This is a genomic window from Caballeronia hypogeia (genome assembly GCF_001544875.2).
Lineage (GTDB): Bacteria > Pseudomonadota > Gammaproteobacteria > Burkholderiales > Burkholderiaceae > Caballeronia > Caballeronia hypogeia.
On sequence record NZ_FCOA02000002.1, the window covers coordinates 418,565 to 431,884 of the forward strand.

The 13,320-nt window shown below is 63.7% G+C and carries 11 protein-coding genes; 5 read left to right on the forward strand and 6 right to left on the reverse strand.

Annotated features, from left to right (window positions below):
• Position 1 precedes the first annotated feature (1 nt).
• Together ptsG and ptsP are read right to left on the reverse strand one after the other, a co-directional pair.
• Positions 2–1,783 carry a PTS glucose transporter subunit IIBC gene (gene ptsG, locus AWB79_RS05175; RefSeq protein ID WP_061166297.1) on the reverse strand — a complete coding sequence of 594 codons (1,782 nt, stop codon included), beginning with the start codon at positions 1,781–1,783 and terminating at the stop codon, positions 2–4.
• Between the two features lie 14 nt (positions 1,784–1,797).
• A complete protein-coding gene (gene ptsP / locus AWB79_RS05180) occupies positions 1,798–4,329 on the reverse strand; it encodes a phosphoenolpyruvate--protein phosphotransferase (protein ID WP_061166298.1) in 2,532 nt (843 codons plus the stop codon).
• A gap of 302 nt (positions 4,330–4,631) precedes the next feature.
• On the opposite strand from ptsP, the gene AWB79_RS05190 reads away from it, so the two are divergent.
• The gene (locus AWB79_RS05190) at positions 4,632–4,847 is read left to right on the forward strand and encodes a DUF6900 domain-containing protein (RefSeq protein ID WP_061166300.1); all 216 of its coding nucleotides are present in this window, start codon (positions 4,632–4,634) and stop codon (positions 4,845–4,847) included.
• Between the two features lie 12 nt (positions 4,848–4,859).
• On the opposite strand, the gene AWB79_RS05195 is transcribed toward AWB79_RS05190, so the two are convergent.
• Positions 4,860–5,816: a LysR family transcriptional regulator gene (locus AWB79_RS05195; protein WP_061166301.1), complete on the reverse strand. Its 957-nt coding sequence runs from the start codon at positions 5,814–5,816 to the stop codon at positions 4,860–4,862.
• 135 nt (positions 5,817–5,951) lie between these two features.
• On the opposite strand from AWB79_RS05195, the gene AWB79_RS05200 reads away from it, so the two are divergent.
• Genes AWB79_RS05200 through AWB79_RS05215 form a run of 4 tightly spaced genes read left to right on the forward strand, consistent with a single transcriptional unit; the run spans position 5,952 to position 9,778 of the window.
• Positions 5,952–7,262 carry an MFS transporter gene (locus tag AWB79_RS05200; protein WP_061166302.1) on the forward strand — a complete coding sequence of 437 codons (1,311 nt, stop codon included), beginning with the start codon at positions 5,952–5,954 and terminating at the stop codon, positions 7,260–7,262.
• Positions 7,263–7,285: 23 nt separating this feature from the next.
• The gene (locus AWB79_RS05205; protein WP_061166489.1) at positions 7,286–8,542 is read left to right on the forward strand and encodes a Zn-dependent hydrolase; all 1,257 of its coding nucleotides are present in this window, start codon (positions 7,286–7,288) and stop codon (positions 8,540–8,542) included.
• 10 nt (positions 8,543–8,552) lie between these two features.
• Positions 8,553–9,578, forward strand: a complete 1,026-nt coding sequence (locus tag AWB79_RS05210; RefSeq protein ID WP_061166303.1) for a histone deacetylase family protein — start codon at positions 8,553–8,555, stop codon at positions 9,576–9,578.
• Between the two features lie 23 nt (positions 9,579–9,601).
• Entirely contained in the window at positions 9,602–9,778 is a 177-nt protein-coding gene (locus tag AWB79_RS05215) for a hypothetical protein (protein ID WP_157695690.1), read from the forward strand.
• On the opposite strand, the gene AWB79_RS05220 is transcribed toward AWB79_RS05215, so the two are convergent.
• From AWB79_RS05220 to AWB79_RS05230, 3 genes are all read right to left on the reverse strand, one after another.
• The gene (locus AWB79_RS05220; RefSeq protein ID WP_374728522.1) at positions 9,769–11,103 is read right to left on the reverse strand and encodes an ABC transporter substrate-binding protein; all 1,335 of its coding nucleotides are present in this window, start codon (positions 11,101–11,103) and stop codon (positions 9,769–9,771) included. The genes AWB79_RS05215 and AWB79_RS05220 overlap by 10 nt on opposite strands.
• A 69-nt stretch (positions 11,104–11,172) precedes the next feature.
• A complete protein-coding gene (locus AWB79_RS05225; protein ID WP_061166305.1) occupies positions 11,173–11,949 on the reverse strand; it encodes an L-iditol 2-dehydrogenase in 777 nt (258 codons plus the stop codon).
• A gap of 83 nt (positions 11,950–12,032) precedes the next feature.
• Positions 12,033–13,316, reverse strand: coding sequence for a D-tagatose-bisphosphate aldolase, class II, non-catalytic subunit (locus tag AWB79_RS05230; protein ID WP_061166306.1), 1,284 nt, complete (start codon positions 13,314–13,316; stop codon positions 12,033–12,035).
• Positions 13,317–13,320: the final 4 nt, after the last annotated feature.

The window sequence follows — 13,320 nt, forward strand, 5'->3', positions numbered from 1 at the left end:
TTCACCGCATCGCGCCCGCAATCCCCGCCGCATCCAGTCCGACGATCAGATCGACTTCGCCATTGGCGAGCAGTTGCGTCGCGGGCACGCCGGCTGCCTGCAATGCGTCCGCGTTCAGGCGCGCCACGTCACCCAACGCGACTCGTAACCGTGTCGCTGCCCGCGGCTCCAGCTTGAGGATGTTCGCCGCACCGCCGAGCGCCGCGCGAATCTTCTCCGCGCGCGCGGACTGCTGCGCACTATCCGCCACAGGCGCCGCAGGCGCAGCCGCCGGTTGCGTCTCGGTCGCAGGCGCCGCAGCCGCACCCGCCACCGGAAGATCCGCGTCGCTACCCGCCGTCTTCAGATAGTCCTGCATGTCGGTCTTCATGTTCTCCGACAGCGGTCCGAAGATCGCCTGCACGCCATTGCCGACGCGCACCACGCCCGCTGCGCCGAGCGCCTTCAACCTTGCATCATCGACGAGCGCCGGATCGTTCACCGTAATGCGCAAGCGCGTAATGCACGCATCGAGACTCTTGATGTTCGAGCGTCCGCCGAACGCGAGCACGAGATCGCGCGAACGTCCGCCGACGCCCGAGCTGATCACCGGCGCCGCCACCGTATCGTCCTCGCGTCCCGGCGTCTTCAGATTGAACCGGCTGATCACGAAGCGGAACACGCAATAGTAGATGCCCGCATAAATCGGCCCGAGGATGAACACATACCACGCGTGCGTCGCCTTGTTGCCGATCAGGTTGAACATCAGAAAGTCGATCGCGCCCTGCGAGAACGTGAAGCCCATGTGCATGTTCAGCGTATTCGCGACGAACTGCGCCGACGCCGCCAGACACGCGTGAATGAAATACAGCACGGGCGCGACGAACAGAAACGCGAACTCGATCGGCTCTGTGATGCCCGTGAGGAACGAGGTCAGCGCCGCCGACACCATCATGCCGCCGACCGCCACTTTCTTCTCCGGCTTCGCGCAATGCCAGATCGCGATGGCCGCGGCGGGCAGGCCGAACATCTTGAACAGGAACGCGCCCGACAGAATCCCCGCGGTCGGATCGCCCGCGAAGAAGCGGTTGATGTCGCCGTGCACGACCTTGCCGGTCGTCGGATCGAGGAAGCTGCCCGCCTCGAAGAAGAACGGCACGTTCCAGATGTGATGAAGGCCGAACGGAATCAGCAGACGTTCGACGAAGCCATAAACGGTCGCCGCCGTGCGCGGATCGGAAACCGCCGCCCATTGCGAGAACGCCTTGATGACGCCGCCGATCGGCGGCCACACCACGGAGAGAATCGCGCCGAGCACGATCGAGCCGATGGCCGTAACGATCGGCACGAAGCGCTTGCCCGCGAAGAAGCCGAGATAAGCCGGCAGCGTGATGCGGTAATAGCGATTGAACATCCACGCCGCGAGGCCGCCCGCGAGAATGCCACCGAACACCCCCGTCTGGATCGACGGAATGCCCATGATCATGTCAGGCTCGACGCCTTCGAGCTTCGCGATCACGCCGAGCGTCGCCGTCATCACGAGATAGCCGATGGTCGCGGCAATGCCCGAGACGCCGTCGTTCTCCGTGAAGCCGAGCGCGACGCCGATCGCGAAGATGAGCGGCAGATTGCCGAAGATCACGTCGCCCGCGTTTTTCATCAAGGCGAGCACGATAGCCGGCACGTAGCCGTGGAAATCGGTCGCGCCGAGGCCGAGCAGCAGGCCGGCAACAGGGAGCACCGCAACCGGCAGCATCAACGATTTGCCGACTTTCTGCACCACGCCGAAAGCGTTCTTGAACATGACGGGTTTTCCCCTTATTCCGCGTACGGGGCGAGCAGGGCGCGCACTTCCGCGGCCGTGCCGAGCGTGATTACCTTTGCCGCGAGCGCGCGCGCCTCGTCCATCGTGAGTCGCGCGAGCTGCGCCTTGATCGAACCGACGGCGGGCACGCTGACCGACAGTTCATCGATACCGAGCCCGACGAGCACCGGCACCGCCATCGCATCCGAGGCGATGCCGCCGCACACGCCCACCCACTTGCCGTGCTTGTGCGCGCCATCGACGGTCATGCCGATCAGCCGCAGCACCGCCGGATGCAACGCGTCCGCCTGCTTCGCGAGCTTCGGATGACCGCGATCCATCGCGACCGTGTATTGCGTCAGATCGTTCGTACCGATGGAAAAGAAATCGACCTCGCGCGCAAGCGGCTCCGCGATCAGCGCGGCGGAAGGCACTTCGATCATCACGCCCACTTTCACGCTCGCCATGCGCTCGCCTGCTTCTTCCTGCAACAGCTTCTTCGCCGCGCGCACTTCTTCGATGGAGGCGACCATCGGAAACATCACATGCAGATTGCCGATGGGCGCGGCCCGCAGGATCGCGCGCAACTGCGTGCGGAAAATGTCGGGACGATCGAGACTCACGCGCACGCCGCGCAGACCGAGGAACGGGTTGTCTTCCTTCGGCAGCGGCATGTAGGAGAGCGGCTTGTCGCCGCCGACATCGAGCGTGCGCACGACCAGCGGACGTTCGCGCCCCAGCGCTTCGGCCACGGCGCAATATTCGGCCGCCTGTTCGTCCTCGGAGGGCGCGGTGTCGCGGTTGTCGAACAGGAACTCGGAGCGCAACAGGCCCACGCCTTCGGCGCCCGCCGCGACCGCATCGCGCGCTTCCTGCGCATTGCGGATGTTCGCGACCACTTCGACACGATGACCGTCGGCGGTCACGGCTTGCTTGCTCGCGGCGGTCTTTTCTTCCGCGCGTTTGGCCGTCTGCCGCTCGATGCGCTCGCGCGCCTTCCGCAGCTCGTCCGCGTTCGGATTGCGCCGCAAGCTGCCGTGCGAGCCGTCGAGCACGACGAGCGTGCCGTCGGGCAACTGCAACGCGTCTTCGTCTATGCCGCAGATCGCAGGGATGCCGAGCGAGCGCGCGAGAATCGCGACGTGGCTCGTCGCGCCGCCGGTGGTCGTGCAGAAGCCGAGCACCTTGCTCCGGTCGAGCGATGCGGTATCCGAAGGCGACAGCTCCTCCGCGATCAGGATCGATTCGTCGGGCACCTCGATGCGCGCCTGCTTCACGCCCGCGAGCAAGGCCAGCACGCGGCGGCCGACATCGCGGATATCGCCGGCGCGCTCGCGCAAAAGCGCGTTGTCGACTTTTTCGAGCGTGCCCGCCTGCGTCTCGAAGGCGCCGCGCCACGCGAAGCCTGCGCTCTTGCCCTCGCTGATGCCGGCGATCGCGGCGTCGTTGAGATCGGGATCGTCGAGGAGTTCGAGATGCGCGTCGAGAATCTGCGCCTTTGACGGATCGGTGAGCTTCGCCTTGAGCGCCTCGATCTGCTGCCGCGCTTCATGGCGCGCTGTTTCGAGCCGCGCGCGCTCACGCTGAGGTGACTCGCCCAATTCGGCCACGTCGATGACTTCCTGGCGGAACTGTACGACCCGGCCGACCGCGAGCCCCGGGGAAGCGGAAACGCCGGTGAACTCGTTCGCATCGGCGGGCGTGCTGCGCTGCACGACGGCCGCTTCCGCTGTGGGCGCGGCGGGCGCGGGCGCATCGCCGGGCTTCTCGCCCGAGCCGGACGCGAGAAGGCGCGCGAGCGCCGCGGCGGCTTCGGCCGCATCGGGACCGGCGGCCTCGACGTGCACCCTGTCGCCGAACTTCGTCGCGAGCGCCATCAGCGCCACGACCGACTTCGCGTTCGCCGTGTCGCTGCCGCGTACGACGCGGATATCGGACTTGTACTTCTTCGCTTCGGCAGCGAACACCGCAGCGGGCCGCGCGTGCAGGCCCTGCGGATTCGGCAGCTCGACTTCGTCGGAGAGAACCGCGCCGGCCGCGCCGCCACTCGCTTCGTCGCGGGCCGCACCGACGAATTCCACCGTCAGCGCCACGTCGCGGCCCGCCGAGACGACGCCCGTCGCGGGCAGGTAGCGCGTCACGAGCTCGCCGTTCGCGATCACCATTTGGGTGAGCAGGCTGAGCGCGCGCTCGCCGACGAACAGCGAATCGAAGCAGATCAGCGGCTGACCCGCCTTGACCGTGTCGCCTTCGTTCACCAGCGGCGTGAAGCCTTCGCCGCGCAGCGTGACGGTGTCGAGCCCGATATGGATGAGCACCTGCAGCCCGTCCTCGCTCGTCACCGTGGCGGCGTGCGCCGCGCGATGCAGTTGCGTGACCTTGCCGGCGAGCGGGGAGAGCAGTTCCGAGGAAATCGGATCGATCGACACACCGTCACCGACCATTTTCTGTGCGAAAACCGGATCGGGCACGGTTTCGATCGGCACCATGACGCCGGAGAGCGGCGCCAGCAGTTCGATCCGTGCCAGACGCTGAGGAGCTTTCATCGGAACGACTCCTTGTCCGTTGACGGTTTGAGGTCGATACCCAGGACGTGCTGGACAGCGCGGGGCGCGAGCCATGGAAGAGGCCTGTGCTCAATCATAGGCAACGGCTCCGTGCTTCGCTCAACGAATAGAACATACGGGCGATTAAGTCTAGAAACGCGCGAGACATTACCATCGATTCGCGTTATGAAACGCTCCGTTACCAGATATGACTTTTGATTCGCGTCGATCAGTCGCATCGCTCCCGTTGAGCTCGCACTAAGCTTTTACCTATTGAAACGCAAGTCTTGGGAGCACAAATCATGACCTATCGCAACAACATGGACGCGCACCTGGAACCTCTGCTGACGATCGCTCACGACGAACTCGGCATTCACTCGTTCGATCCGGTCGGCAAACCCAGCGCGGATTTCCGCATGTGCCGCGTGGAAGATATCGGCCGCGCGCTCGAACGCGCCTACGATTTCGGTCTGATGGTAGGACACGCGGTGACGCGCGCCGAATGCGCGCAAGGCTAACGCGCCCGACGACTACTTGCCCAGCCGTTCCGCGAGCGCATAGCGCCGCATGCAGCGCTCCATGCTGTCGAGAAACGCGTGATCGGCGGCGTTCATCTTGCGGTCGCGATGCCACAGCAGATGCACGTCGACATCGACAAGCCCATCCTCCGGCGGCAGCCGCCACAGACGCTGCTGCGCGATGTCGTCGCGCACGATGTGCTCCGGCAGGCAGCCAATGCCATATCCCGCGAAAATCAGCCGGCGCACTTCGTCCAGACTCGGCGACGACGCCACGATGCGCCCCGTGAAACCTTTCTGATCGCGGAACACGGTGAGCGGCGAGAGGCTGTCGCCGATCTGATCGCTCGTGAACGAGACGAAGTTTTCTGCAAGCAGATCGTCCATGGTCAGCGACGATTTCCCGAACAGCCGATGATGCCGGCCGCAGAAAATCGCGTAGCGCTGCCGCAGGAAGCAGCGCATTTCGAGCTTGTCGTGCGGCGTGCGGCACAGCCCCAGGCCCGCCGTCGCGGTCTTCTGCAACAGCGACGAAATGATGTCCGACGAGCGCATCACCTCGATCTGCAAGTCGATGCGCGGATACGCGCGATGAAATTCCGCGAGGAATTCGTCATACACGGGTGACTCGATGCGGCTGATCGTAAGCAGACGAATCGAGCCGTTGATATCCTCTGTGCGGTCGTCGAGTTCGGTTTCGAGGCGCGAGATATTGCCGTAGATGTCGCTCGCGATCCGGTAGACCTCTTCGCCCGCCTGGGTCGGCGCGAAGTAGGGGCCGCGCCGCTCGATCAGCTTGCGCTCCAGCGTTTCCTCCAGCCGCCGCAGCGCCTGGCTCACCGCCGGCTGGGTCACGTACAGACGCGCGGCGGCGCGGCTCAGACTGCGCTCCTGCATGATCACCAGAAAGGTGCGCAGCAGATTCCAGTCGAGCCGGTCGTTCACAAAGCGGGCGATCTCGGGGCGCATCCGTTGGGTCGTGTCGGCAAGGTATTAGTTGAATTTATGCGCTGAATAATAACTCGAAATTTGACTAATGTTTTATGGCTGACGATAAAGACGCGTATCGACCGTCAACGCACTCGAAAGTGCATCGGAGCCAGCATGACTCAAGCCATCGTCAATACCCGTCAGCCAGGACGCGCCGCGACCGCGGCCTTCATCGGCACGATGATCGAGTGGTACGACTTCTATATCTACGCAACCGCCGCCGCGCTCGTCTTCGGCGAACTGTACTTTCCGTCGGGCGACAGGTTCGTCAGCACCATGGCTTCGTTCGCCACGTTCGCCGTGGGCTTTTTCGCGCGGCCGCTGGGCGGCATCGTGTTCGGCCATCTCGGCGACCGCGTCGGCCGGAAAAAAGCGCTGATGACCACGCTGATGATGATGGGCGCAGCCACCGTCGGCGTCGGCTTGCTGCCCGATTACTCGAAGGTCGGCATGCTCGCGCCCGTGCTGCTCGTGCTGCTGCGCGTGGTGCAGGGGATTGCGGTCGGCGGCGAGTGGGGCGGCGCGGTGCTGATGGCGGGCGAACACGCGCCCGAGGGACGCCGCACCTTTTTCGCGTCGTTCGCGCAGCTCGGCAGTCCCGCCGGGCTGATTCTTTCGCTGATCGCGTTCCGCGCGGTGACCGCGATGGACAAGGCCGACTTCATATCCTGGGGCTGGCGCGTGCCGTTTCTCGCGAGCTCCATGCTGCTGATCGTCGGTATCGTGATCCGGCTGGGCGTGAACGAATCGCCCGAATTCCAGCGCGTGAAGGAATCGAACCGCACGGCCAAGCTGCCGATCGCCGAAGTCTTCAGTTCCGCGTGGGGGCTCGTGCTGCTGTGCATCGGCGCGAACACCATCGGCATTGCGGGCGTGTATTTCACGAACACCTTCATGATCGCGTACACGACGCAGTATGTCGGCGTCACGCGCTCGCTGATTCTCGACTGCCTGTTCGCCGTCGCGATCATCCAGTTGCTCTCGCAGCCGGTCGCGGCGTGGCTCGCGGAACGCATGGGCGGCGCACGCTTCCTCAAGCTCACGGCCTTGCTCGCGATGATCTCGCCGTATCCGATGTTCGTGCTCGTGCAGAGCGGCTCCGCTGTGCCCATGGTGATCGGCATCGCGATCGCGGTGATCTGCATGGCGAGCTTCTATTCTGTGATCGCGGGCTTCGTCTCCGGCGTGTTCCCGACGCGCGTGCGCTACTCGGGCATCTCGCTCGCGTATCAGGTGTGCGGCGCGATCGCGGGCGGACTGACGCCGCTCGTCGGCACGTGGCTCGCGCATCGCTACACGGGGCAATGGTGGCCCCTCGCCGTGTTCTATACGTGCCTCGCGGGGGTATCGCTGGTTTGCATCGTGGCGCTCGATGCGCGCCGCGCGACCCATGTGGAACAGGCCGAATCCGTCGGCGCGATGTGAATTCGAACCTTATGGAAAAGCACATGAAAGACCTGCTGCAAATCGATGGCGCGCGTCTCTGGCGCAGCCTGATGGACATGGCCGCGATTGGCGCGACGGCGAAAGGCGGCGTGCGCCGTCTCGCGTTGACCGAAGACGACGCACGTGGCCGCGAGATTTTCGCGCAATGGTGCCGCGACGCGGACATGACGGTTTCCGTCGATGAAATCGGCAACCTGTTTGCGCGTCGCGAAGGTGCGGACAAGGACGCGCCGCCGGTTCTGATCGGCAGTCATCTCGACACGCAACCGGAAGGCGGTCGCTTCGACGGCGTCTATGGCGTGCTCGCCGCGCTGGAACTGGTGCGCGCGTTGAACGACGCGGGCATCGTCACGGAGAAGCCGATCGAGATCGTGTCATGGACGAACGAAGAGGGTGCGCGCTTCACGCCGGCGATGCTCGGCTCGGCGGTGTTCACCGGCGCGACCTCGCTCGATGAAGCATTGGCCAAGCGTGACGCGCAAGGCATCACGCTTGCGGATGCGCTCACGCAAAGCGGTTATCGCGGCACGCGCGCGGTGAGTGGCCAGCAGATCGATGCGTATTTCGAGGCGCATATCGAGCAGGGGCCGGTGCTGGAGGCGAACGGCACGACCATCGGCATCGTGACGGGCGGACAGGCGATCCGCTGGCTCGACGTCACCGTGACGGGCATCGCCGCGCATGCGGGCACCACGCCGATGCCGTATCGCAAGGACGCGTACTTCGCCGCCGCTTCGATGGCGCTGGAACTGGAGCGCATCGTCGAAAGCCATGCGCCGCGCGGGCTCGTGACCGTCGGGCAAGTGGACATTGCGAATGCATCGCGCAATACGATCGCGGGGCAGGTCGCGTTCACCGTCGATCTGCGCCATCACGACGACAGCGAAGTCGATGCGATGGAGCGCGACCTGCGCGCCGCATTCGCCGGCGTCGCGAAAGCGCGCGGCGTAACGGTATCGGTCGAGACTTACTGGCGCAGTCCCGCGACACCGTTCGATGCGGATTGCGTCGCGCTGGTCGCGCAAGCGGTCGATGCGTTGGGCTATTCGAACGAGCGGATCGTGAGCGGCGCCGGCCACGATGCGATTCATCTCGCGCGCCATTGTCCGACGGCGATGGTGTTCATACCGTGCGTCGATGGCCTCTCGCACAACGAAGCCGAAGACGCGCTGCCGGAGGACGTCACGCGCGGCGCGAACGTGCTGCTGAAAGCGGTGCTCGCGCGCGCGGGCGTCGCGGCCACCGTGGATGCGCAATAAAGGAATCCAGATGAAAACCTACTTTCACCCCGAACAACTGCTGCATCATCCGCGCAGTTATATGTCGCGCGGACAGATGCGCGCGCCGCAGGAAGTGCCCGAGCGCGCGGCGCGGCTGGTGGCCGCGGCGAAGTCGCTGGATTTCGACGTGATCGCACCCGGCGATCACGGCACGGCCGCGATCGCCGCCGTGCACGACATGAACTATCTGCGCTTTCTGGAGGAAGGTCATCGCGAGTGGAAGAAGATGCCCGATGACTGGGGCGACGAAATCATGTCGAACATTTTCGTGCGCGATCCCAATCCGCTTCGCGGAATTCTCGCGAAGGCGGCGCGCTATCTCGCCGATGGAAGTTGTCCCGTTGGCGCGAATACGTGGCGTTCGGCGTACTGGTCGGCGCAAAGTGCGCTGGCCGCGGCGTATGCGGTGAGCGGTGGCGCGCGCGAGACGTATGCGCTGTGCCGTCCGCCGGGCCATCATGCGCGTGCGGATGCAGCGGGCGGCTTCTGCTATCTCAACAACGCGGCGATCGCGGCGCAGGCGCTGCGCGGCAAGTTCAAGCGCGTCGCGATTCTCGACACCGACATGCATCACGGTCAGGGCGTGCAGGAAATCTTCTACGGACGCGACGACGTACTGTACATCTCGATTCACGGCGATCCGACGAACTTCTATCCGGTCGTCGCCGGTTACGAGGAGGAACGCGGCGCGGGCGCGGGCGATGGTTTCAACGTCAACCTGCCGATGCCGCATGGTTCATCGGAAGGCGTGTTCTTCGAGAAGCTCGATGACGCGTTGGGCGTGCTGAAGCGCTTCGAACCGGATGCACTGGTGCTGGCGCTGGGATTCGATATCTACAAGGACGATCCGCAGGCGCAGGTCGCCGTGACGACCGAAGGATTCGGACGGCTGGGCGAGACAGTCGGTGCGCTGCGCTTGCCTTCGGTGATCGTGCAGGAAGGCGGCTATCACCTGGAAAGTCTGGAGGCGAATGCGCGGGCGTTCTTTGGGGGATTTGTGGCTGAGCGCGGTTGAGCGTGGATGGTCGCGAGTTGCGGATGAGCGCGCTCGCGGCCTGCGTTTGCGGGTTTTGGTATCTTCATATCAATACCGAAACCGACGCTAATTTGTATTATGTCAATAATGATCCATCCCCCGAACACCGCGACACCAAAATCCCGTTCGCGGACCGCATCCCCGACACGGTCCGCGCCCGGCACAATCTCTACTTCTGATAACCCGCCTGTTTCACCGCCCGATCCGCGGCGGCGTTGCCCGACTTCAGCGCCGCATCGACACTGGTTTGCCCGGCGACGACGCCCGCGATCGCCTGTCCCACGACGGTGCCGAACGACTGGAACTCGGGGATGCCGACGAACTGCACCCCGCTATAAGGCACCTTTTTGATCGATGAATCGTTCGGGTCGGCAGATTCGATCGCTTTCAGCACGAAATCGCCAAACGGCGCAGCCTGCTTGTACTCGGGACGCGCATAAGTCGACTTGCGCGTTCCAGGCGGAACAGACGCCCAGCCCTCATCCTTTCCGACCATCTCGATGTACTGTTTCGACGTCGCCCAGGTCACGAACTTCTTCGCGGCATCCTGCGACTTCGACGTTTTCGGAATCGCGAGCGACCACGACCACAGCCAGTGCGAGCCTTTCGGCGTAACCGCGACCGGTGCCGCGGCAAAACCGATCTTGTCCGCCACCTGCGACTGCGACTTGTTGTAGAGCATGCCCGCGGCGACCGTCGCGTCGATCCACATCGCGCATTTGCCGGACGACATCAGTGTGAGATTCTCGTTGAAGCCGTTCGAGCTCGCTCCGGGCGGCCCGTCGTTCTTGAGCAGGTCCGCGTAGAAGCTGATCGCCTTGTGCCATTCCGGAGTGTCGATCTGGGCCTTCCAGTTCTCGTCGAACCATCGTCCGCCGTAGGTATTCACCACGGTCGACACGTACGCCATGTTTTCGCCCCACCCCGCCTTTCCACGCAGGCAGATGCCATATTGACCCTTGGACTTGTCGGTGAGCTTGTCGGCGAACTGTTTGATCTGATCGTAGGTCGGCTGATCGGGCATCTTGAGACCCGCCGCCTGAAACAGGTCCTTGCGATAAAACGTCATGGAGCTCTCGACGTAGAACGGCAATGCATAGAGCTGGCCGTTGTAGGACAGCCCATCGCGAGCGGTCTTCACGACGTCGTCGAGATCGTAATCGGCGGGGAGATTGTTCATCGGCACGAGCCAGCCGCGTTTGCCCCACTGCGGCGCCTCGTACGTGCCGATGGCGACCACGTCGAACTGGCCGCTGTTGGTCGTGATATCGGTCGTCGCTCGCTGACGCAGCACGTTTTCTTCGAGAATCACCCAGTTCAGCTTGATATCCGGATTCGCCTTCTCGAAGCTGGCCGAGAGCTTCTTGAGTTCCAGCATGTCAGGATTGTTGAGCGTGGCGATGGTCACGTTCGCCGCACTGGCGAGTTGCGCCGCGCAAACCGAGAAGCCCGCGAGCGCAACTTTGCAAAGCGACGCGCGACGCGTCGGGGATTTCATCTTCATGAGAGTCTCCATTCGTTTATTCACTTCGATTTGCGCGTCCGCGCGATGCCGGCCGATGCCGGCCCAAACTCAGCTCATCCAGTTACCGCCGTCCACATTGAGCGTCTGGGCGGTGATGTAGTCCGCATCTGCGGACGCCAGAAAGACCGCCGCTCCGGTCAGTTCGTCGGGCCGTCCCATGCGTCCGAGCGGCACCGCCTCGCCTACGAGCCGCTTCTTTTCGCCGATGGGGCGGTTCTCGTAGCGCGCGAAGAGCGCATCGACGTCCTTCCACATCGGCGTGTCGATGACGCCCGGCGCGATGCCATTAACATTGATGCGATGAGGCGCAAGGGCGAGCGCCGCGGACTGCGTATAGCTGATGACCGCAGCCTTGCTCGCACAGTAGTGCGACACCAGCGCTTCACCGCGCCGGCCGGCCTGAGACGCCATGTTGATGATCTTTCCGCCGCCGCCCTGCTCGACCATCTGTTGCGCCACGCGCTGCATCAGAAAGAACATGCCCTTCACGTTGACGGCGAAGACGCGGTCGAAAATTTCCCACGACTCTTCGAGCAACGGACGCATATCGAAGATTGCGGCGTTGTTGAACAGGATATCGATGCACCCGAACCGCTCGACCGTCGACCCGACGACTTCCTCGATGCTTTCGCGCTTCGTGACGTCCGCCTGAAGCAGCAGCAATCGGTCCGCGTCTGCGTCGCCATAGGTCGTCTCAAGTTCGGACTTCGGCCTCACATCAACGACGGTCACCTTTGCGCCTTCGCGGAGATATCTGCGCACCACCGCCTCACCGATGCCCGTTGCGCCGCCGCTGACGACGGCAATCTTGTCCTTCAGTTTCATCTTGAACCTCCTTGACTTGAATGTCTTTCGACATCCTTATCATTTATCCGATCGATATTTAAAAATTTCCAGCCATAACCAGATTACGCCCGGCAAGCCGCGGCGTATGCGCCGATCACTTCGCGAATCCTGCTCTGGATGAGGCTCATCGGCGATGCGTCGATCAGCCCGCGCCTGAATTGCCAGTACTGCTCGGGCATGTAACGGCTGAGCACATTTTCCGGAAGCGCAATGCTCGCGAGATTGTCGATGAGCTTTTGCACTGCCGAATCGATCTCCGCATCCTTCCAGTAGTAACGAACGCGGTCGCTGTAACTGTAGGTCCTGAGCAGTCGTTTCTGGCGGTCGTCGCCGTGGTAATACTTCTCCCAGTTGCCAGGCTTCGACAGCATCACCTTCTCCACCACCTCGCGGAGATTGGATCTGGCTCCGGACGCGACGAGTTCGGTTTCGATGTCCGCGAGCGCATAAAGCGCTTCGCGCAAGGCAAAGGAAACGCCGGGGCCGACCTTGAGAATCGCGAACCCGTCCCGCACGAGCGACGCGAGCGCTTCCGGCTTCTGGTAATCGGTGGAATGGGCTTCGAAGACCATGCCGGGCAACTCGTCGAGCACCGCGGAAAGCTTCGCAGCCAGCTCGGGGTCGTAGTCGAAGACCTTTGTGTGATCGAACTCCACGCCGGGCTGCACGACGAGAGCGATCACGCGTTCCCACGCTTCATCGAGTCCGCGCGCGCGCCACGCGTTGCGATGGACGGCGACCGTGTTCAGCGCCGCATCCGGACCGGTCACCTCGATGGCTTCCAGTTCCTCGGCCGCTCCGCCGGGAACGGGAACCTCGGTTCCGATGATATAGACGGGCCTTTGGGGCTTGCCTTCGCGTTCGGCCGCGGCCTCGGCGATCGCGCACAGATATGACGCACGTTCGGCGACAACATCGTCCGAGAGGCGCGCGGGATCGCCCGCGCAACTCATGCTGGTATCCAGATGAATCTTGGTGAATCCTGCCGACACGTAAGCGTCGATGAGCGCCGCCGCGCGTTGCATGGCTTCTTCTGCGGGCAGGTTGCGCCACGCGTTCGGCCCGAGGTGATCGCCGCCGAGAATCAGCCGCGCGCGCGGCAAGCCAGCGCGGTCCGCGATCAGATGGACGAAGCGCACGAAATCGGCGGGCTTCATGCCGGTGTAGCCGCCATACTGGTCGACCTGGTTGGACGTCGATTCGATCAGAAGCGGCGTATCGTCGTCGAGCGCCTGCTTCATCGCCGCTTCCAGTACCCACGGTTGCGCCGAGCAGATCGAATAGATACCTCTGAGTTTGCTTGCTGCGCCTTCGTCACCCGAGAGGCGGGATACCACGTTAGCCATCGAA